Source organism: Rhizobium sp. CB3060, from assembly GCF_025200735.1.
Lineage (GTDB): Bacteria > Pseudomonadota > Alphaproteobacteria > Rhizobiales > Rhizobiaceae > Rhizobium.
In genome coordinates this window covers 514,642-533,465 of sequence record NZ_CP104158.1, presented here as the reverse complement: position 1 = coordinate 533,465, position 18,824 = coordinate 514,642, and the positions used below count along the sequence as shown (strand labels likewise).

Here is an 18,824-nt window from a genome sequence, read left to right as displayed (position 1 = left end):
GGAGTACTGGGCGGAATGCAAAAATCGGTCTTTCGGTTTCTGTCACGTCATCCGGACGCGGTTGAACTCGAAAACGCGACCTATCTGCTGCGTCTGCCACGCTATTCCGATTTCAATCAATGGCACCGGTTGCGAGCCGAAAGCCGGCGCTTCCTGGAACCCTGGGAGCCGACCTGGCGACATGACGAACTGACCGAGGGCGCCTACCGCGCCCGTGTTATCAGGGGAAAACAGGAATACAGTTCCGGTCAGGCGATTCCACTTTTTATTTTCCTTAAAGAGAATATGACCTTGCTCGGCGGCATTACGATCGGTTACATCCGTCGTGGCGCTGCACAAAGCTGCATGATTGGCTATTGGATGGGTGAGCGGCATTCAGGCCAGGGCCATATGTTCGCCGCACTTCAGTTGGTTATACCCTATATCTTTTCCGGACTTGAGTTGCACCGTATTGAAGCAGCCTGTATTCCGGATAATGAGCGTAGCATGCGGCTTTTGGAAAAGGCCGGTTTCCAGCGAGAAGGTCATTTGCGCGGTTATCTAAAAATTAACGGTCAGTGGCGTGATCACGTGATGTTTTCCCGGTTGGCGTCCGACGCCGACCCGATTAGAAAATCCGACAAGCGATGACGGCCGATCTCCCGCCTGCCCCGCCGTTGACGAAATGGTTGTCCGCGATCGTCGCGACGCTCGCGGCTGCTATGCTGTTCCTTCTTGCAGGCATGGCGCATGCAGCCGAACCCGTGAAGATTTCGCGCGACGATACCGCGCTTGACCTGACGGCGACGACCGAGATCTACACCAATCAAGGCGAGGCCTTCCAGGTCTCCACCGCCGCTGGCGCCGACGGTATTCGCCGCCGTATTGAGGTACGATCCTCGTCGCCGAACCATCAGGGCGACTGGGCCGTCTTTGCGCTCGCCAATGTCTCGGAAGAGCAGCTCGAGCGCGTCATCGTCGCACCCCACTTCCGTCTGGTGAATTCGAAATTGTTCTGGCCGGATCTCGGCTCGCAACGCATCATCGCGATCACTCCGAGCGAAGGCTTTGCTCTCGACCGGCAGCCGAGCGACGAGGCGGATGTCTTCCGCATCACACTGAACCCCGGCGCGGTCGTCACCTTTGTCGCCGAACTCTCCTCGCCGAACCTGCCGCAGCTCTATCTGTGGGAGCCGAACGCCTACAAGGACACGGTCAACGCCTTCACGCTCTATCGCGGCATCGTGCTTGGCATTGCCGGTCTGCTGGCGGTGTTCCTGACCATTCTCTTTGTTGTCAAAGGCACTTCGATGCTGCCAGCGACAGCGGCGCTTGCCTGGGCGGTGCTCGGCTATATTTGCGTCGATTTTGGTTTTCTCGGCAAACTCATCAGCATCACCTCCAGCGATCAGCGAATATGGCGCGCCTGTGCGGAGGTGGCGCTCGCATCGAGCCTGGTGATCTTCCTGTTCACCTATCTGAACCTCAATCGCTGGCATGCGCATCTGGGCTATGTGACCCTTGCCTGGGTGCTCGGTCTCGCGCTTCTCTTCGGCGTCGCGATCTATGATCCGTCGATCGCGGCCGGCGTCGCGCGGCTATCGCTGGCACTGACGGCAACGGCGGGCCTGCTGCTGATCATCTATCTCGGCTTCAGCCGCTATGACCGCGCCATTCTGCTGGTGCCCGCCTGGGCGCTGATCCTGGTCTGGCTGTTCGGCGCCTGGATGACGATCACGGGCAAGCTCGACAACGACATCATCCAGCCGGCGCTTGGCGGCGGCCTCGTTCTGATCGTGCTCCTGATTGGTTTCACGGTGATGCAGCATGCCTTTGCCGGCGGCGCATTTCAGCAGGGTCTGTTTTCCGATCTCGAGCGGCAATCCCTGGCGCTCACCGGCTCCGGCGATACCGTTTGGGATTGGGACGTGGCACGCGACCGCGTGGTGACGACGCCGGATATCTCGATGAAACTTGGCCTGTCGCCCGGCACCATGCATGGCGCGGCGCGCAACTGGCTGCCGCGCTTGCACCCCGACGACCGTGATCGTTTTCGCGCGACGCTCGACGTGCTCCTCGAACACCGCCGCGGCCGGCTGAATCATGAATTCCGCATTCGCGCCGAAGACGGGCATTTCCACTGGCTGTCGATCCGCGCCCGGCCGGTGCTTGGCTCGAACGGCGAAATCATCCGCTGCGTCGGTACCGTCGTCGATGTCACCGAGCAGAAAAACTCGATCGAGCGGCTGTTGCATGACGCGCTGCACGATAATCTGACCGGCCTACCGAACCGCCAGGTCTTCATCGACCGCCTGCAGGCCGTTCTCACCTTGGCGCCGGAAGGCAATCAGGTGCGTCCGACGGTGATGGTGATCGACATCGACCGCTACAAACTGGTCAACGATACGCTTGGCGTTGCTGCCGGCGACAATATCCTGATCGCGCTGACGCGGCGCCTGCGCCGCCTGATGAAGCCGCAGGACACGCTGGCGCGGCTTTCCGGCGATCAGTTCGGCCTGATCCTCGTTTCCGAGCGCGACCCGGCCAAGGTCGCCGATTTCGCCGACGCCATCAGCAAGGCGATCATGGTGCCGATCAATTTCGCCAACCGCGAAATCATCCTGACGGCGTCGATCGGACTGACGTCCTGGGTCGACCAGCAGGAAAGCGCTATGGGTCTCTTGAGCGATGCCGAACTCGCTATGTACCGCGCCAAGCGCGCCGGCGGCAATCGCGTCGAGCCTTTTCAGCCTGCATTCCGCAGCTTTGGCACCGACCGTCTGCAGCTTGAAACGGATCTTCGCCGCGCCGTCGAACGCAAGGAACTGTCGCTGGTTTATCAGCCGATCGTTCGGCTGGAAGATGCCGAAGTCGCCGGTTTCGAGGCGCTGATGCGCTGGGAGCATCCGAAACGCGGCAATATTCCACCGTCGGAATTCATCCCGATCGCCGAGGCTTCCGACATTATCGGCCCGCTCGGCATGTTTGCGATGGAGCAGGCGACCAACGACCTGATGGCCTGGCAGCGCCAGACCGGCGACCTGCCTCTCTTCGTTTCCATCAATCTGTCCAGCGTGCAGCTCCTCAACAACGAGCTCTACGATGATGTCCGCGCCTTGCTCGCCAAAACCCATTGCGAGCCGAACCGCATCAAGCTCGAATTGACGGAATCGCAGGTGATGGAGAATCCGGAACAGGCCCGCCTCGTGCTCGGCAAGCTGCGCGAAGCCGGCATCGGCCTGGCGCTTGACGATTTCGGCACCGGTTATTCCTCGCTCTCCTATCTCACCCGCTTCCCGTTCGACACGATCAAGCTCGACAAGGCGATGGTGCGTGATGAAAGCGACAAGAAAGCCGTACTTTTGCGTTCGGTGATCTCCATGGCCCGCGAGCTCAACATGCGCGTCGTCGCCGAAGGCATCGAGTCGGAAGAGGATGCGCTGGAACTCGCCAAGATGGGCTGCGCCTACGGCCAGAGCTTCATCTTCGGCCCGCCCATGGGCTCGGACTCGGTGCTGCGGCTGCTGAAGGAACGCTTTCCGCTGACGAAGCGCGCGTAGCCGATAACCTCCCACGCCTGGGAAAGGTTTGTACAGCGCTCGCGCTTCAGACGCCCTCCTCCTTTGGAGAGAGGGCAAAATCATGCTTCGCCAATCACTTGCCGTATATATTCCAGCTTCGTCACGACCGGGGGCGACAGGATGAAGGGATAGGAATCCGGCTGCCCCATGCTGCGCTGGATGGAATTGATCGCGACGCTCAGCGGTATCCAGGCGCTGACGAGCTGTTCGGCACTCTCAGCCTTGTAAGGATTGAAATCCACCTCCACCGCCATTTCGTGATAGCCACGGGGATCGACCACCAAGCCGAAGGAGCGAGCGGTCTCCAGCGTGTCGACGATATGAAGATAATGCGCGAAACATTCGGCAAAATCTTCCCAGGGGTGGGCGCTGGCATAAGCGCTGATAAAACTTTCCTGCCAATTCGGCGGCGGGCCTTGGTCGTAGTGTTGCTGCAGGGCCGCGCCGTAATCTACGCGCTCATCGCCGAAGACGGCGCGGAAGGCGTCGAACCGATTGCGGTCGCGGATCAATTTGTTCCAGATGAAATGGCCGGTCTCGTGGCGAAAATGGCCGAGCAGCGTGCGGTAAGGCTCGTTCATCGACGTGCGTGCCTGTTCGCGTGTCACATCGTCGGCCTCAGCGGCGCGGATGGTGATGAGCCCCTCCTCGTGGCCGGTCGTCGCCGGCACAACGGTGCCGCCCTGCACCTCGTCCTCGAGGAAGTCGAAGACCAGCCCACCCTCGGGATCCTGTTGGCGATTGGGATGCGGCAGGTTCCAGCGCAACAGTGAATAGAACAGATGCCGCTCGGCCTGGCCGATGCGCCGCCAACGGTCTATACCCTGCTGGCTATCCGTATTCGGCACCAGCCGGTTATGACGACAGGCAATGCAAAAGGGGTCGGGGTCTTGGGCTTCGACCATCCAGTTGCAGATATCGAGCGTGGCATTGGCGCAGAAGCGGACAATACGCGTCGGCTCGGCAACAAGACGCCAATTCGGCACCTCATCAGCCTCCAGTGCATACATCGCAAGACGCTCGGGAACAAAGCCGAGCTGATAGCCGCAGCGCACGCATTGCCGGTTATCGAAATGCACTGGCTGGCCACAATGGTCGCAGGCGAAAAGCCTCATGGAAAGCTCTCCAAAACTTGGCCACGACGGGTATAAAAGACGAGCATAAAAAGAGCCTGTCGCGAATTCGTGACAGGCTCTTTTACTGCGCCGCGCGTTTGACGGCACGCGAAAGGGCGCAGCACTTGACTTGTCGCATACCGAACCGCTGGATTACATGCGGTCTACTGCGCCCTTGGCTTTATCCTTGGCCTTGCCAACAGCTACCTGGGCCTTACCTTTGGCCTTCTGGGCCGTGCCTTCGGCGCGCATGCTCTTGCTCTTCGTAGCCTTGCCGGCAACCTGTTTGGCCTTACCAGCCGCCTCGTTGGCTTTGCCGGATACCTTGTCACTCATGCTGCCCATAGCGAACGCCTCCTCATTCAGCACCGGCGGAGTTGTCGGTGCGGTGACAAGGAAACGTCATTAACAATATTTCGTTCCACAAGGGCGTGGACGGCTCAGGCATGCCCCGCATGCGGCGACAACATGGCGGCATTGATGCCCATCAAGGCCAGGGCGCGTTCATACTTATCGTCAAGGCTGCGATCGAAGATCAGCTCCTCATTGGCCGGGCAGTTGAGCCAGCCATTATTGCTGATTTCCGCTTCCAACTGACCCGCGCCCCAACCGGCATAGCCGAGCAGCATGGTAGCGCGCCGCGGCCCGCCACCCTTGGAGATGGCGCGCACGATGTCCAAGGTCGCCGTCAGGCTGATATCGTCGCTCACCGGAATGCTGCTGTCGCTGATATAGTCATCAGAATGCAGGACGAAGCCGCGGCCGCTTTCGACCGGGCCCCCGGTCTGGATCGGGAAATCACGGGCGACCGGCGGCAGAAGAATAGCGTCGTCATCCTTGATCATTTCGAGATGCAGCAGCACGTCGGTAAAGGTCAGGTTCTGCGCACGATTGATGACGAAGCCCATGGCGCCGGCGGCGGAATGAGCACAGATATAGATCACTGTGCGATTGAAATTCCGGTCTTCCATACCAGGCATGGCAATCAGGAACTGGCCGTCGAGAAAACCTCTTTCGCTTCTATTCTTCAGCGTCGATAGGGACATCGTACCTCCTGACTGCAGTCTGTAACTGCGCCCCTCGAAAAGAAGATGGGGCAATGTCATAAATCAATCAACTGAAAATGATCATTTCTTTTTCGCGCCGTTCTGGCACAGGCCTGCGCCATCCGGTAAATCCTTGTTCCATGACCGGAAAACTCTCTTTTATCCCATTGTTGACAATGCTGACCGCCGCAACGCTGACCGACGGCACCGCCCATGCCGCCATGAGCGACTGGGCAAACAACGAGGGCGGGCGCATGCGGTTGGTGGCGCTGGCGCCGGATGCTCAGGGCCATATCCGTGCTGCTCTGCAGATCGAGCCTGCACCCGGCTGGATCACCTATTGGCGCGAACCCGGCGAAAGCGGAATTGCGCCGCAGGTAAACCCGGCGCCCGATGGCGGCATTGCGCTGGAAAAAACCAGCTACCCAACGCCCAAACCGATCGTCGTCGGCAAGATCCAGGAAATCGGCTATGATGAGCCGGTGACATTGCCGCTCGATTTCCGTGTCAACGGCAAACAGCCGGTGACACTCAACCTCACCGCCTTCATCGGACTCTGCAAGGACATCTGTATTCCCTTCCAGACCCAATTCTCTCTGCCGTTATCGGCTGCCGGCCAATCGACGCCGCACGAACAAGCCCTGTTGGATGCCGCCGATGCGTCGCTGCCGCAGGCTCCTTCCTCGGATTTTGCCGTCGAAAATCACCAACTTTCGCCCGATGCAAAAACTCTTTCACTGCGCCTGACGCTGCCGGAGGCAACAGGAAGCACTCCATTGATCTATGTCACCGGCCCGTCCGGGTATGTCTTTTTCAAACAGGCCAACGGCACACGCGACGGCAGGACTTTTGCGACCGACATCGCGATCGGCAAGCTTCCGAAGAATTACGATATTAAAGGCAAAAGCTGGGGCATCCTCGTCATCGACGGTGAACGCGCCATGGAAACCACGCTTGCGTTCGAATAGCGCGGATCTATAGTTTCGCCCGACCATTTTCACTCAAAGGGCGGCGGTTCAGCCGCCCTAAATTGCGACCCCAAGGAGAGTGCCATGACCATCGCTATCGGCGATAAACTGCCTGCCGCCACCTTCAAGGAAAAGACCGCCGACGGCCCGGTGGAACTGACCACCGAACAGCTTTTTGCCGGCAAGCGTGTCGTGCTTTTCGCCGTCCCCGGTGCCTTTACGCCGACCTGCTCGCTGAACCATCTGCCGGGCTATCTGGAAAACCGTGATGCTATCCTCGCAAAGGGCGTCGACGACATCGCTGTCGTTGCCGTTAACGATTGGCATGTCATGGGCGCGTGGGCGCAATCCTCCGGCGGCATGGGGAAAATCCACTTCCTCGCCGACTGGAACGCCTCTTTCGCCAAGGCGCTCGGCCTCGATATCGACCTTTCCGCCGGCGGCCTCGGCGTCCGCTCGAAGCGCTATTCTATGCTGGTGGAAGACGGCGTGGTGAAGACGCTCAACATCGAGGAAAGCCCCGGCCAGGCAACCGTGTCGGGTGCCGCAGCGATGATCGGGCAGCTTTAAACGAAAAAACAAAGGGCGCCATGCGGGCGCCCTTTGTTCGCACTAGCGATCCCCGTCGAAATGACTTTCAAGGTCTCGATGACCTTCGATGATGTTCACAACTTCAAAAACATCATCCACGTAGCGGAAGAAGATCACATAGCCGCGAAATGCAAAACTGCGAACATCGGTAAGCAATTCCGGTCTTGCACGACCCATTTGACCAGGTAGCTCTGCCAAATTACGACATTTGCCACGAAGTCTGCCGATAAAATTTCGAGCGCTTTCTGCGCTCCCGCCTTCTTGTCTGATATATCGATAGATACTATCGAAATCGGCTCTGGCGCTCGCTAGATACCGAATGCGCGGCACATCAATAGCCTTCTTGTTTTAGCTGGGCTTCCACCGCATCCAGCGATGCATCCAGCTCCTCATCAGATATGTCGCCCCCGCTCGCAATTGATGCCTCCAGGGTGAGCCGCAACGATGCGATTTTCGCCTCACGCTCCTCTACAAGACGGAGACCTTCACGGACGACCTCGCTGGCAGAGCTGTAGCGCCCTTCTTCGACTGTTTTTTCGATGAACTTTTCCCAACGATCACCAATCGAGACGTTCATAGGGATCATCCTTCTTGCAGTTTCGGTCCTTAGCCAGATAACACATAATGCGCAGTATATAGCATTCGGCTGCATCGGTGCAAATCGCAACACGTTTGCCAGCGATGAATGACATATGCTCACCACCCGCCTCTTTTTCGCCGCATTCTGCCCTTTACAAGCGTAATGTTATTACATTATGGAAACCACCCATGCCCTTTAACAACAATCCCTTCGCCGCATCCCTGATCGGGCGGTCGGCCTTGATGCGCCTCGCCTTCGTTGCAATCGGCATCGCAATTCTCTGGGCCACGATCGGCTGGGCGGTGGCGTTGGCATGAGTGCTCAGATCCGTCTCGACAACCTCACCGTCACCTATGAACGCCATCCAGCCGTGCATCACGTTTCTGGTGCCTTCCAGGCCGGCAGCCTGACGGCGATTGCCGGACCGAACGGGGCGGGCAAGTCGACGCTCCTGAAGGCGATCATCGGCGAATTGAGACCGGCGGAAGGCTCGATCGATCGCGGCGCGCTGACGCGCAATGATTTCGGCTATCTGCCGCAGGCGGCCGATATCGTCAGACGTTTTCCGATCTCGGTGGCCGATACCATCATGCTCGGCGCCTGGAAAAATTCCGGCGCCTTCAGGCGTTTCTCACACGCGGATGCCGAGCGTGCCCGTGATGCGCTGGCGGTCGTGGGCCTGGCGGGCTTCGAGCGTCGGCACATCGGCTCACTCTCGGCCGGGCAATTCCAGCGCGTACTTTTTGCGCGGCTGCTGCTGCAAGATGCCCGCGTCATCCTTCTCGACGAGCCCTTTACCGCCATAGACCAGCGCACGACACGCGACCTGCTCGATATTGTCTTACGTTGGCACAGTGACGGGCGCACGGTGATTGCGGTGCTGCATGATTTCGATCAGGTGCGCGCGCATTTTCCGGAGACGCTGCTGATCGCCCGTGAACTCGTCGGTTGGGGCCGGACAGAGGATGTGATGAGCTCCGATAATCTCATCAAGGCGCGGGCCATGGCGGAGCGTTGGGACGAGGACGCCGGAGACTGCTTGCCGGAACGGGCGCCTACCCATCGGGGGTTAGCGAAGCGGGAGCCGGCCGAATGACGGCCTATGACATCTTCCTCGCGCCCTTTGCCGATTACGGTTTCATGCGGCGCGCGCTCGTCGCCTGCCTTTGCCTCGGGCTCGGCTCCGGACCGATCGGCGTCTTCCTGATGCTCCGGCGGATGAGCCTGATGGGCGACGCCATGAGCCATGCCGTACTACCGGGGGCGGCCATCGGCTATCTGATTGCCGGCTCGCTGTCGCTGACGGCCATGGGTCTCGGGGGGCTTGTTGCCGGCCTGTCGGTGGCGCTGCTCTCGGGGCTCGTCAGCCGCATGACGGTGCTGCAGGAGGATGCGAGTTTCGCCAGCTTCTATCTGACGTCGCTCGCGCTCGGTGTGCTCATCGTATCGCTGCGCGGCTCCAATATCGATCTTCTGCATGTGCTCTTCGGCACCATCCTCGCGATCGACGCCCCTGCCCTCTACCAAATCGGCGCGATCACCACGGTGACGCTCCTGGCGCTCGCCGTCATCTATCGGCCATTGGTGGTGGAATGCTTCGATCCCGGCTTTCTCCGCGCCGTCGGTGGCCGGGGAGCGGTCTATCATTTCCTCTTTCTGCTGCTGGTGGTGCTCAATCTCGTCGCCAGCTTCCAGGCACTCGGCACGCTGATGGCGGTCGGGCTGATGATGCTGCCGGCGGCGATCGCGCAGCTTTGGTCGCGCAGCCTGCCGGCGATGATGGCGATCGCAGCGGCAACCGCGACCGCGTCGGGCTATATCGGGCTCATCGCCTCCTATCACCTCGAATTCGCTTCCGGCCCGACCATCATCATCACGGCGAGCCTGATCTACGGCTTTTCCATTCTCTTCGCACCCTCGGGCCTCGCCCGCCGGTTTATTCCCCGTCCCCATCTCAGGGGCTAATTTCGATCAAGGAGATTATCGTGACCAGACACAGACTGCTTCTCTCCGCTGCGCTGCCGGCCTTCATCGCCTTCGGCATAGCGGCGCCCGCTTCGGCGGAAACCTTGGATGTCGTCGCCTCCTTCACCGTGCTTGCCGATGTCGTCAAGCAGGTTGGCGGCGAGCATGTGAAGGTGTCGAGCCTTGTCGGCCCGAACGGCGATCCCCATGAATTCGAGCCTTCACCAACCGACGCCAAGAGGCTCAATGCCGCCAAGGTCACCTTCGTCAGCGGCGAAGGTCTGGAAGGTTGGATGGATCGGTTGATCAAGGCTTCCGGCTACAAGGGCACGCCGATCGTCGCCTCTGACGGCATCAATACCCGCACCATGGTCGACGACGGCAAGACCGTCACCGATCCGCATGTCTGGAACAGCCCGGTCAATGTGAAGATCTGGGTCGCCAATATCGAAAAGGCGCTATCCGCCGCCGATCCGGCCGACGCCGCCGATTTCAAGGCCAATGCTGAGCGCTATACCAAGACACTGACGGATCTCGACGCCTATGCGCACAGCAAGTTCGACAAGATTGCAGAGGATCGCCGTAAGATCCTGACCAGCCACGACGCGTTCGGCTATTTCGGGCGTGAATACAACGTCACCTTCCTGTCGCCGCTCGGCGTCTCGACCGAGACCGAAGCCTCGGCCGCCGGCGTCGCCAAGCTGATCGAGCAGATCAGGACCGAACATGTGATGACCTATTTCTTCGAGAATTCGAATGATCCGCGCCTGGTCAAGCAGGTCGCCAAGGCCACCGGCGCGCAGCCCGGCGGCGAACTCTACGTCGAGGCCCTCTCCAAGGCCAATGGGCCGGCTCCGACATATGAAAAAATGTTCCGTTATAACGTTGATCAACTCGCCGCGGCGATGGCGAAATCGAGCTGAGACAGCAGGACGAGCATGGCTGCAGGCATTTGCCTGCGGCCTTTTCATTCAAAGATCGAGAGCGAAGACCAGCAGGTCGGGGACGCGCCGCTTGACCATTGTTTCATAAGAAGTTATATAACCAGTTATGTAAATTGAAGCAGGAATGCGGCGTGGCTGAAGATATCGTGAAATCGCTGGGTTTCCTCTGCCTCGGCAGCCGCTTTCGCCGCATCGGCGAGCGCCTTCAGGCCGATACCCAGCAGATTATGGGAGAGCTCGGCGTCTCCCTCCAATCCGCCCAATATCCTTTCCTCGCGGCGATCGACCGCGCCGGCCCGCTTACCATCGGTGAGCTTGCCCAGGCTGTCGGCATCACCCAGCCAGGGGCCACGCGGACCGTCTCGCAGCTTCTGGAACTGGGTTACGTCGACATGCAGGCCTCACCCGAGGATCAGCGCCGAAGACTGGTTTCCCTAACACCGGAAGGACAGGAACTCGTCGATTACTCGAAACGATCAGTCTGGCCGCGCATCGAACAGGCTGTCATCGAGCTCTGCGGCGAGAGTTCCGGGCCGATCCTGGAACAGCTTACTGCAATCGAGAACGGGCTTGCCGAAGCGCCGCTTGCCCGTCGAGGCAAACTCGACAAGGAGCAGAAACCATGAGCCATATTCTCGACCGCCCGGCCTGGAACGCCCTTCGAACTGCCCATGCGACACTGGCGGAAGGCAACGAGCGCGCCCGCCGCTATCCGCCCTCCATCGTGCCCTTCGCAGCCCCCGCCGATGATACGGCGGAAAGCCTCGAGGCTCTGGAAAATCTGCCGGCCGCTGACGAGGCCATGGCGCTCGTCGAAGCCAATCCCATCGCAATCCCGCCGAGACTGACGGTCGTCTCTGAAGGCAAGCTGGTGCAGATGATCCCCGAACGGCCTTATCAGCGGATCTCGGACAGCAGGATCGAGTCGCTAACGGAAGCCGATGCACCTGAGATGCTCGCCTTGGCCACGCTGACCAAGCCCGGTCCCTTTACCCTGCGCGCCCAAAGCCTCGGCACCTTTTGGGGCATCAAGATTGAGGGCCGGCTCATCGCCATGGCCGGCCAGCGCATGCGCCAGCCCGGTTTTGCCGAACTCAGCGGCCTTTGCACCCATCCCGATTTTCGGGGACGCGGCCTCGGCACCCTGCTCTTCCGCTTCGTTGCCGGCGAGATCTCCGCGAGGAACGAAACCGCTTATCTGCATGCATATGCAACGAACGCGCCGGCCATCTCGCTTTACAAGGCGATGGGTTTTCGCCTGCGTTCCGAGATGAATCTCACCATCGTCACGCCCCGCCGGTAAGCGTGATCAGGGCCGGTCGCTCTAGTTAAATATTGAGATCAAAGACCAACAGGCCGGCGAGGCCGCCGTCAGTCGAGGAGACGAGACGCTCACCGACAGCAACGTGTTCGGGATGCACGAGATAGGCGTCGCGCGCTTCAGGGCTCTCGAACGTCACCACAAAGCCATCAACGAAGCCGCCATGCAGCCCCTCCGGCGAGACATTCGGCCCATATTTGACATCGAGAATGCCGGGAATGACCTGCTGCAAGGCGGCGACGGATTCGAAAAGCTCCTTTTTCTCATCCTGTGTCATGGCGGATTTGAGCCGCAGGAAAACGCAATGCAGGATCATATTTATCTCCCTAGCTGTTTTGGCGCAGCATAGAGGGAAAGGGCTGAGGGGCAAGATGCGGGGTTGCGATGTTTGGGCTTTTTGGTGAGTGCCGACTATGACCGCTTTTGGCTCGAAGCAGACATAGATGGTCCGGTCACAGAAGGACGGCTTCGCGCCTTCATAGTCGCTGTTCGCAGGTACTAACGCCGGTCCTGAAAGCCGCCATACGGTGAGGTTCTACAGCCAAACCAAGATCACGGGGCGGGGTGGTCAGCGGCATACAACACAAACCAACCTCAACCGTAGCTTGAGCAAAAGGTCGGCCCTCGGTATGCTACTCCGGTAAAGGGTGTAGGGTTAAGGCATGCGAATCGAATACCTTCAAATATCAAATGTCCTCAGCTTTCCCTATCGCGCAGATGTGCGCCAGGCCGATAAAATAGAATTTGACGATGGTCTAAATATTATTATCGGCGAGAATGGCTCCGGAAAATCGACAGCCCTCGAAGTTGTCAACTTCCTTTTCCGAAGGGTCATATATCGTCAGTTCAGCTTCAATCGTGAGCTGTTCGGACGCCGCTCAACCCTTGCAACAAATGATAGGCGGCAGGTTCTGCAGCCAGCCAATCACACCAACATCAACGGTTTTCGGCTAGACGCAAATTGGGATAGCGAAGATGAAGAACAGCGCATTCGTATAGCAGTGCGACTCGACGACATCGACCGGCAGAACATTGCTAATATCAGGACTTACTTTGTTGAGCTTACCCAAACGCTGGGATCATACTCTAATTATAATGTTAACGCTAATGGCGAAGAGCGCGACACCTACGTTATTGACGTGATATTGAACCGTGCCGCGAATAGTTTCTCAATTCAGCTACAGGATGGAGAACATGACTTTGGCTTCACATATCTAACCGACTATCACCTTTTCAGAGAAGCCATTTCACTTCACAATGCCCTTACGCGCGGTGAGCCGATCCCACCGCTCTATGAGAGCTTCACGCTTATCGGTAGCTATCGCAACTACCACGCGTTTCAGCCCTCAATTTCCCTCAGCAGCGCGTCGGCGTCGCAGCAGATTCAGGACATACGGAATCAAGATTTCAATCGTAGCCTAAATGCCACCGACAGCAATGAACCGCCTGTGTTCGCGCTCGTGCGGCTGCAGGTTGCTGAGCGCCATTTCAACCTCATTTCAGAAGCAAAAGATCTTGCGCAGTGTGAGCAAGAAGCGAACGATCTTCGCTTTGTGAGGAAGGTCAATGAGCGACTGCGCGTGGTAAATCTGCGCTGTCAAATAAAGCTTCTGGACCAGCGGACATGGCAGTACAGCTTTGAATTCTACGACACCCGTCGCAACAAGCCAATCGGCGACATTAACAGCCTGAGCGCGGGTCAAAAAGCGATTATCCACCTAGTGCTCGAGGCGTATGGGAGGGGTGAGCTGAAGGGTGGCGTCGTCATCATTGATGAACCTGAAATCCACTTGCATTATCAATTTCAGCACGAGTATCTGCAGGTACTTCGAGAGCTGAACCGGACGCAGAACTGCCAATATATTCTCGTTACCCATTCGGAATCGCTCATCAATTCGAGCACCATAAGTTCTGTACGCCGGTTTGCGCTTAATGCGAACGGTCACACGTCAATCTTCTCGCCAACACTTTCCGCAGATGAAAAAAGCCTCATACGCATTCTCGACAACTCCCGGTCCACTTATGCCTTTTTCTCGAAAAAAGTGGTTCTGGTGGAGGGCGACACCGACCGCTATTTCTTCAGGGCGCTGCTCCAGGAGCGCCACCGTCTGCTCGAACAAGAAATTGCGGTTCTCCATGTCGGCGGAAAGAGAGAACTGCCGAAGTGGAACAGTCTGTTTTCAAGCTTCGGCCTCCGCGTTTACGCAATCGCGGATTTCGATTACGTCGTGAATTTGCATTATCCCGCCGACAATGGTGTTCTCCTCCGAACGGCTGAACAAATCGCCGCATTCAAACAGTCACACTTAGATTGGGGAGGTCATATAGACACCTCGGCTTCAGACGGCATGTTCGTCCTTCGCGAAGGCGACCTCGAAACGTACCTTGATATTGGGAAAGATCTTAGTCATGTGATCGAATTCTGCCAAAATGGTCTTCTGTTATTTCTGGCAGACGATACTTCCAGCAAGAGCCGCGAAATACGGTCGATCATCGATGCCATCGCCGAATAATGTTCTGGAACGACGCCGAGGCGCTACCAGGAAGTAAGGGGCGAAGTCAGCTTCGCCCGCTACCGAGCCCGAAAGCTGAAAATGCCGCTTCCGGCACCAAAACGGTCGTCCATGAAAGCCAAGCCAAAGTCTGCTAATGCCGCAAAGCCACCATCCAAGCATTGGCTCACCGCCCACCCTACTTCTTCTTAAACGGCTCCATGCCCTTGCGCGCCAGTTCGTCGGCGCGCTCGTTTTCCGGATGCCCGGCATGGCCTTTGACCCAATGCAATGTCACCTGATGCCGGTTGCGGGCTTCCTCCAGCGCTTGCCAGAGTTCGGCGTTTTTCACCGGCTTCTTGTCGGCGGTTTTCCAGCCGTTTTTCTTCCAGCCGAAAATCCATTTGGAGATGCCGTCTTTGACATAGACGCTGTCCGTGTAGAGATCGACCTCGCATGGCGTTTTCAGCGCGCCAAGCGCGGAGATCGCCGCCATCAGCTCCATGCGGTTGTTGGTCGTCTCCTGTTCGCCGCCGAAAAGCTCCTTTTCGACATCGCCATAACGCAGCACCGCGCCCCAGCCGCCTGGACCGGGATTGCCGGAGCAAGCGCCGTCGGTGAAGATATCGACATGTTTCATGCCTTCAGCCCATATTCGGCGCTGGAGGCGATCTGGCGATGGAAGCGCAGCTTGCGCAGATATTCGATCGGGTCCTTCTTGGTGACCAAGGCGCCGGCCGGCGTCGTCAGCCAATCATAGAGGCGGGTCAGGAAGAAGCGCAGCGCCGAGCCACGCGACAGCGTCGGCAGGGCGGCGATTTCGGCATCATCCAGCGGCCGGACGCTCTGGTAGCCTTCCAAAAGCGCCATGCCCTTGGTGATATTGTAAGCGCCGTTCTTCTCGAAGCACCATGCGTTGAGGCAGATCGAGACGTCGTAGGCGAGCAGGTCGTTACAGGCGAAATAGAAGTCGATCAGGCCGGAAAGCTCGTCGCCGAGGAAGAAGACGTTGTCGGGAAACAGATCCGCATGGATGACGCCATCCGGCAGGTCCTTCGGCCAATGCGCCGCCAGGAAATCGAGTTCGCCGCGGATTTCGTCTTGCAGGCCGGGTTCGACCTCATCGGCGCGGGCTTCGGATTTTTCCCAGAGCCCCTGCCAGCCTTCGAGCGACAGTGCATTCGGCCGCTTGATGGCGAAGCCTTCGCCGGCGACATGCATCGCAGCCAACGCCTTACCGACTTCGCGGCAATGTTTTGCCTCGGGCTTGCGCAGCCACATTCCTTCGAGAAAGGAGATCAGCGCGGCCGGGCGGCCCGAGAGATGGCCGAGCAACGCGCCATCCTTGCGCGGCAAGGGCAACGGGCAAGACAGGCCGCGGCTTGCCAGATGCTGCATCAAACCGAGGAAAAACGGCAGGTCGCTCTTCTCCACGCGCTTCTCATAGAGCGTCAGGATCAGCGGCTCGCGCGACGTATGCAGCAGGAAGTTGGAGTTTTCGACGCCCTCGGCAATGCCCTTGTAGGAGAGCAACGTGCCGACATCATATTCCGTCAGAAACCACTTCAGATCGTCTTCAGTAATATCGGTATAAACGGCCACGAATTATTCCCTTTGATACATGCTAGCCACCTAGCCGCCCGCCCTCGTGGTTCGAGACTCCCCTGCGGACCTCCTCACCATGAGGGCTGATTCGGCGTCTGGCGGCGAAACTCTCTTCACCTCATCCTAAAATGCCTTGCCGATGCAGCGTCAGCGCAAGCGGCAGGTCCTCGAAGGACGAGGTGGCCGTTCTTCAGTCCCCATTGACAAAGGCCATGTCGGCCACCGTCAGTTCGATATTGCGCAGCTCGCGATTGACGAGGAAATTCTCGGTCTCCTTGACCGTTTCGGCAAGCTCCACCACGGCATTAAAGCGGGTGCGAAACGCCTCGATAATCTCGTTGACGATGACCTCTGGTGCCGATGCGCCGGCGGAGAGGCCGACGGTTTTGATATCGCCGATATCGTCCCAATCGATTTCGGAGGCGCGCTGGACAAGCACGGATTTCTTAGCCCCTGCCCGGAGCGCGACTTCCACGAGACGCTTGGAATTGGACGAATTCGGTGCACCGACGACGATGAAGAGATCGCAGCCTGGAGCGGCTTCCTTCACCACTTCCTGGCGGTTGGTCGTAGCATAGCAGATCGAATCGGCGGCCGGCGCGGTGAGATTCGGAAAACGCTGCTGCAGCCGTGCGATGACGCCGGCGGTGTCGTCGACCGAGAGCGTCGTCTGCGTGACGAAACCGAGATTGTCGGGGTCGGCAGGCTGATAGGCGTCGGCATCCTCCACCGTCTCGATCAGCGACACGGAACCCTCGGGAAGCTGGCCCATGGTGCCGATCACTTCCGGGTGGCCGGCATGACCGATGAGGATGACATGGCGGCCGAGGCGGTTATGCCGCATGGCCTGCTTGTGCACCTTCGACACCAGCGGGCAAGTGGCATCGAGATAAAAGAGATTGCGCGCGTCCGCATCCGCCGGCACGGACTTCGGAACGCCATGGGCGGAAAAGACGACGGGCTGGGCGCGATGCTCGGTGGGGATTTCGTCCAGCTCCTCCACGAAGACGGCGCCCTTGGCCTCCAGCCCTTCGACGACATAGCGATTATGCACGATCTCATGACGGACATAGACCGGCGCGCCATAGGCCTTCAGCGCCAGCACGACGATCTGGATGGCACGATCGACACCGGCACAGAAGCCACGCGGACCGCAGAGCCGGATGGTCAGGTCAGGTTTGGAAACCGCTATATTCATGTCTCTTCCGAAATCCGGGACGATGGCAAGGCTATAGATAGGTTCGCCTTGCCGCTTACTCATGTAGTCCGCATGATCTTATCCAAAAACCACTGCGCACTTTTTGGGATCATGCTCTAGCCGAATATTCCATCGAAATGAAGCTATTCTATTGCGCGAAACTATTGCGTGGGGGTGCCCGGATGGCGTTTGCGCCACCAGGAGATGGCGACGATGGCGACCAGCGCCGCCGCCAGGCCATACCAGGTCACGGCATATTGCAGGTGATTGTTCGGCAAATCGACGATGGTGACGCCGCCGATCGGCAGGCCCTGAGGATTGGGGGTCTTGTCGGCATCGACGAAGAAGGGCAGTACTTTATCCCGCGGAAGCCCATCGCTATCGGCCATGGCATCCAGGTCTTTCCAATAGAATATGTTCTTCGCCAGATCATTGTCCGGCATGCCCGAGGGCTGGCCGGCGAGCTTGGCGCGGGCGAGGCCGGTGACGGTCTGTTCGTCCGTCAACTGCCCCTGCATGCGCATTTCCGGCTCCTTGGCGTCGTAGGGCACGAAACCTCTGTTGACGAAGAGGTAGCGCCCGTCCGCAAGCTGCAGCGGCGTATAAATATCAAAGCCGGAAGCGCCGCCGAAGGTTGCGAAGAAATGCCGTTCCTTGTTGTTGAGGTAACGGCCGGTCGCTGTGACGACGCGATATTCGATATCGCCGCCGGATGCGGCCATGGCCTCGATCGTCGATAGCGGCACAGGGGCCGCGGCCTGGCGCTCGGCAATGTCGGCGAGCAGGCCTTCCTTCCAGTGCAGCCGCTCGACCTGCCAGGTGCCGAGAGCCAGCAGGATGCCAAGCGCCACGAGCAGGATCAGCACCTTGCCAAACTGCCAGAAAGGGTTGGCGCGGCGAGCGGGCATGGCGGCCTCAGTCACGATGAATGCGCCCTTCGCTGGCATTGTTGCGATATTGCAGCGCGATCAGGATGCCCTTGCACCAGCGTAGCGACAGAAGCGACAGGATGATGGTCAAGGGGCCGAACAGCAGGATATGCACCCAGATCGGCGGCGCATAGTTGACCTGCAGCCATAGCACCGAGCCGATGACGATGAAGCCGACGATGAGGATGACGAAGACCGCCGGGCCATCGCCCGCATCGGCAAAGGCATAGTCGAGCCCACAAGCTGCGCAACGCGGCTTCAGCGAGAGCAGACCGTCGAAGAGCTTGCCATGACCGCAACGCGGACAGCATCCTTGAATGCCGACCCGGAACGGATCGACGGGTGGAAAGAGGGCGCTGTCACCATTTGCCCCTTGATTTGGGTCTGTCCCGTGACCTGGGGCTGTGTCTTGCTCTGGGCTCAAGGTTTGATCTCGATCGATTGCCATTCACGACGAGCATCCGGGTCTCGTCCTGTCATCATCAGTAACCGCGACGCGGCCATCCGTCC

General features: G+C 58.9%; 22 protein-coding genes. 11 read left to right on the top strand and 11 right to left on the bottom strand.

The window, feature by feature from the left end; genetic code table 11:
- Positions 1 to 15: 15 nt before the first annotated feature.
- Together N2601_RS02595 and N2601_RS02590 are read left to right on the top strand one after the other, a co-directional pair.
- Positions 16 to 630: a GNAT family N-acetyltransferase gene (locus N2601_RS02595; RefSeq protein ID WP_104822255.1), complete on the top strand. Its 615-nt coding sequence runs from the start codon at positions 16 to 18 to the stop codon at positions 628 to 630.
- The gene (locus tag N2601_RS02590) at positions 627 to 3,539 is read left to right on the top strand and encodes a sensor domain-containing phosphodiesterase (protein WP_104822254.1); all 2,913 of its coding nucleotides are present in this window, start codon (positions 627 to 629) and stop codon (positions 3,537 to 3,539) included. Before N2601_RS02595 ends, N2601_RS02590 begins: the two co-directional genes overlap by 4 nt.
- Positions 3,540 to 3,619: 80 nt before the next feature.
- Here N2601_RS02590 and N2601_RS02585 read toward each other — a convergent pair whose 3' ends face one another.
- The 3 genes from N2601_RS02585 to N2601_RS02575 form a co-directional block, all read right to left on the bottom strand.
- Positions 3,620 to 4,675, bottom strand: coding sequence for a zinc-binding metallopeptidase family protein (locus N2601_RS02585; protein ID WP_104822253.1), 1,056 nt, complete (start codon positions 4,673 to 4,675; stop codon positions 3,620 to 3,622).
- Positions 4,676 to 4,828: 153 nt separating this feature from the next.
- Entirely contained in the window at positions 4,829 to 5,020 is a 192-nt protein-coding gene (locus N2601_RS02580; protein WP_104822252.1) for a CsbD family protein, read from the bottom strand.
- Between the two features lie 95 nt (positions 5,021 to 5,115).
- A complete protein-coding gene (locus tag N2601_RS02575) occupies positions 5,116 to 5,721 on the bottom strand; it encodes a YqgE/AlgH family protein (protein ID WP_104822251.1) in 606 nt (201 codons plus the stop codon).
- Positions 5,722 to 5,861: 140 nt separating this feature from the next.
- Here N2601_RS02575 and N2601_RS02570 point away from each other — a divergent pair, with 140 nt between their 5' ends.
- Together N2601_RS02570 and N2601_RS02565 are read left to right on the top strand one after the other, a co-directional pair.
- Positions 5,862 to 6,689, top strand: a complete 828-nt coding sequence (locus N2601_RS02570) for a protein-disulfide reductase DsbD domain-containing protein (RefSeq protein ID WP_445944980.1) — start codon at positions 5,862 to 5,864, stop codon at positions 6,687 to 6,689.
- 84 nt (positions 6,690 to 6,773) lie between these two features.
- Positions 6,774 to 7,259 carry a peroxiredoxin gene (locus N2601_RS02565; protein WP_104822249.1) on the top strand — a complete coding sequence of 162 codons (486 nt, stop codon included), beginning with the start codon at positions 6,774 to 6,776 and terminating at the stop codon, positions 7,257 to 7,259.
- A gap of 42 nt (positions 7,260 to 7,301) precedes the next feature.
- Here N2601_RS02565 and N2601_RS02560 read toward each other — a convergent pair whose 3' ends face one another.
- Together N2601_RS02560 and N2601_RS02555 are read right to left on the bottom strand one after the other, a co-directional pair.
- Positions 7,302 to 7,610, bottom strand: a complete 309-nt coding sequence (locus N2601_RS02560) for a type II toxin-antitoxin system RelE/ParE family toxin (protein ID WP_104822248.1) — start codon at positions 7,608 to 7,610, stop codon at positions 7,302 to 7,304.
- A 1-nt stretch (position 7,611) separates the two neighbouring features.
- Entirely contained in the window at positions 7,612 to 7,857 is a 246-nt protein-coding gene (locus N2601_RS02555) for a type II toxin-antitoxin system ParD family antitoxin (RefSeq protein WP_104822247.1), read from the bottom strand.
- A 191-nt stretch (positions 7,858 to 8,048) separates the two neighbouring features.
- Here N2601_RS02555 and N2601_RS02550 point away from each other — a divergent pair, with 191 nt between their 5' ends.
- From N2601_RS02550 to N2601_RS02525, 6 genes are all read left to right on the top strand, one after another.
- A complete protein-coding gene (locus N2601_RS02550; RefSeq protein WP_260303398.1) occupies positions 8,049 to 8,177 on the top strand; it encodes a hypothetical protein in 129 nt (42 codons plus the stop codon).
- Positions 8,174 to 8,956: a metal ABC transporter ATP-binding protein gene (locus tag N2601_RS02545; RefSeq protein ID WP_104822246.1), complete on the top strand. Its 783-nt coding sequence runs from the start codon at positions 8,174 to 8,176 to the stop codon at positions 8,954 to 8,956. The genes N2601_RS02550 and N2601_RS02545 overlap by 4 nt, the downstream gene beginning before the upstream one ends.
- Positions 8,953 to 9,825, top strand: coding sequence for a metal ABC transporter permease (locus N2601_RS02540; protein ID WP_104822245.1), 873 nt, complete (start codon positions 8,953 to 8,955; stop codon positions 9,823 to 9,825). Before N2601_RS02545 ends, N2601_RS02540 begins: the two co-directional genes overlap by 4 nt.
- A 20-nt stretch (positions 9,826 to 9,845) precedes the next feature.
- Positions 9,846 to 10,748: a metal ABC transporter solute-binding protein, Zn/Mn family gene (locus N2601_RS02535; RefSeq protein ID WP_104822244.1), complete on the top strand. Its 903-nt coding sequence runs from the start codon at positions 9,846 to 9,848 to the stop codon at positions 10,746 to 10,748.
- Positions 10,749 to 10,900: 152 nt separating this feature from the next.
- Complete coding sequence (locus N2601_RS02530; RefSeq protein ID WP_104822243.1) at positions 10,901 to 11,395, top strand: MarR family winged helix-turn-helix transcriptional regulator; 495 nt, start codon at positions 10,901 to 10,903, stop codon at positions 11,393 to 11,395.
- Entirely contained in the window at positions 11,392 to 12,072 is a 681-nt protein-coding gene (locus N2601_RS02525; RefSeq protein ID WP_104822242.1) for a GNAT family N-acetyltransferase, read from the top strand. Before N2601_RS02530 ends, N2601_RS02525 begins: the two co-directional genes overlap by 4 nt.
- Before the next feature lie 25 nt (positions 12,073 to 12,097).
- On the opposite strand, the gene N2601_RS02520 is transcribed toward N2601_RS02525, so the two are convergent.
- Complete coding sequence (locus tag N2601_RS02520) at positions 12,098 to 12,406, bottom strand: Dabb family protein (RefSeq protein ID WP_104822241.1); 309 nt, start codon at positions 12,404 to 12,406, stop codon at positions 12,098 to 12,100.
- A 346-nt stretch (positions 12,407 to 12,752) separates the two neighbouring features.
- Here N2601_RS02520 and N2601_RS02515 point away from each other — a divergent pair, with 346 nt between their 5' ends.
- The gene (locus tag N2601_RS02515; protein WP_104822240.1) at positions 12,753 to 14,603 is read left to right on the top strand and encodes an AAA family ATPase; all 1,851 of its coding nucleotides are present in this window, start codon (positions 12,753 to 12,755) and stop codon (positions 14,601 to 14,603) included.
- A 178-nt stretch (positions 14,604 to 14,781) separates the two neighbouring features.
- On the opposite strand, the gene rnhA is transcribed toward N2601_RS02515, so the two are convergent.
- From rnhA to N2601_RS02490, 5 genes are all read right to left on the bottom strand, one after another.
- Positions 14,782 to 15,222, bottom strand: a complete 441-nt coding sequence (gene rnhA / locus N2601_RS02510; protein ID WP_104822239.1) for a ribonuclease HI — start codon at positions 15,220 to 15,222, stop codon at positions 14,782 to 14,784.
- Positions 15,219 to 16,184, bottom strand: a complete 966-nt coding sequence (locus N2601_RS02505) for a homoserine kinase (RefSeq protein ID WP_104822238.1) — start codon at positions 16,182 to 16,184, stop codon at positions 15,219 to 15,221. Before N2601_RS02505 ends, rnhA begins: the two co-directional genes overlap by 4 nt.
- Before the next feature lie 193 nt (positions 16,185 to 16,377).
- Positions 16,378 to 17,385 (bottom strand): 4-hydroxy-3-methylbut-2-enyl diphosphate reductase, encoded by a 1,008-nt coding sequence (ispH, locus tag N2601_RS02500; protein WP_104822237.1) that lies wholly within the window; start codon positions 17,383 to 17,385, stop codon positions 16,378 to 16,380.
- 161 nt (positions 17,386 to 17,546) lie between these two features.
- Positions 17,547 to 18,293 carry an SURF1 family protein gene (locus N2601_RS02495; protein WP_104822236.1) on the bottom strand — a complete coding sequence of 249 codons (747 nt, stop codon included), beginning with the start codon at positions 18,291 to 18,293 and terminating at the stop codon, positions 17,547 to 17,549.
- A 7-nt stretch (positions 18,294 to 18,300) separates the two neighbouring features.
- A complete protein-coding gene (locus N2601_RS02490) occupies positions 18,301 to 18,738 on the bottom strand; it encodes a DUF983 domain-containing protein (RefSeq protein ID WP_445944979.1) in 438 nt (145 codons plus the stop codon).
- Positions 18,739 to 18,824 lie beyond the last annotated feature (86 nt).

What these genes read in the sequence shown, in the direction of transcription:
- N2601_RS02525 (WP_104822242.1), top strand. Translation starts at nt 11,392, where the DNA reads ATGAGCCATATTCTCGACCGCCCGGCCTGGAACGCCCTTCGAACTGCC.
- N2601_RS02555 (WP_104822247.1), bottom strand. Translation starts at nt 7,857, where the DNA reads ATGAACGTCTCGATTGGTGATCGTTGGGAAAAGTTCATCGAAAAAACA.
- ispH (WP_104822237.1), bottom strand. Translation starts at nt 17,385, where the DNA reads ATGAATATAGCGGTTTCCAAACCTGACCTGACCATCCGGCTCTGCGGT.
- N2601_RS02520 (WP_104822241.1), bottom strand. Translation starts at nt 12,406, where the DNA reads ATGATCCTGCATTGCGTTTTCCTGCGGCTCAAATCCGCCATGACACAG.
- N2601_RS02515 (WP_104822240.1), top strand. Translation starts at nt 12,753, where the DNA reads ATGCGAATCGAATACCTTCAAATATCAAATGTCCTCAGCTTTCCCTAT.
- N2601_RS02545 (WP_104822246.1), top strand. Translation starts at nt 8,174, where the DNA reads ATGAGTGCTCAGATCCGTCTCGACAACCTCACCGTCACCTATGAACGC.
- N2601_RS02565 (WP_104822249.1), top strand. Translation starts at nt 6,774, where the DNA reads ATGACCATCGCTATCGGCGATAAACTGCCTGCCGCCACCTTCAAGGAA.
- N2601_RS02595 (WP_104822255.1), top strand. Translation starts at nt 16, where the DNA reads ATGCAAAAATCGGTCTTTCGGTTTCTGTCACGTCATCCGGACGCGGTT.
- N2601_RS02575 (WP_104822251.1), bottom strand. Translation starts at nt 5,721, where the DNA reads ATGTCCCTATCGACGCTGAAGAATAGAAGCGAAAGAGGTTTTCTCGAC.
- N2601_RS02570 (WP_445944980.1), top strand. Translation starts at nt 5,862, where the DNA reads ATGACCGGAAAACTCTCTTTTATCCCATTGTTGACAATGCTGACCGCC.
- N2601_RS02590 (WP_104822254.1), top strand. Translation starts at nt 627, where the DNA reads ATGACGGCCGATCTCCCGCCTGCCCCGCCGTTGACGAAATGGTTGTCC.
- N2601_RS02495 (WP_104822236.1), bottom strand. Translation starts at nt 18,293, where the DNA reads ATGCCCGCTCGCCGCGCCAACCCTTTCTGGCAGTTTGGCAAGGTGCTG.
- N2601_RS02540 (WP_104822245.1), top strand. Translation starts at nt 8,953, where the DNA reads ATGACGGCCTATGACATCTTCCTCGCGCCCTTTGCCGATTACGGTTTC.
- N2601_RS02580 (WP_104822252.1), bottom strand. Translation starts at nt 5,020, where the DNA reads ATGGGCAGCATGAGTGACAAGGTATCCGGCAAAGCCAACGAGGCGGCT.
- N2601_RS02585 (WP_104822253.1), bottom strand. Translation starts at nt 4,675, where the DNA reads ATGAGGCTTTTCGCCTGCGACCATTGTGGCCAGCCAGTGCATTTCGAT.
- rnhA (WP_104822239.1), bottom strand. Translation starts at nt 15,222, where the DNA reads ATGAAACATGTCGATATCTTCACCGACGGCGCTTGCTCCGGCAATCCC.
- N2601_RS02550 (WP_260303398.1), top strand. Translation starts at nt 8,049, where the DNA reads ATGCCCTTTAACAACAATCCCTTCGCCGCATCCCTGATCGGGCGGTCG.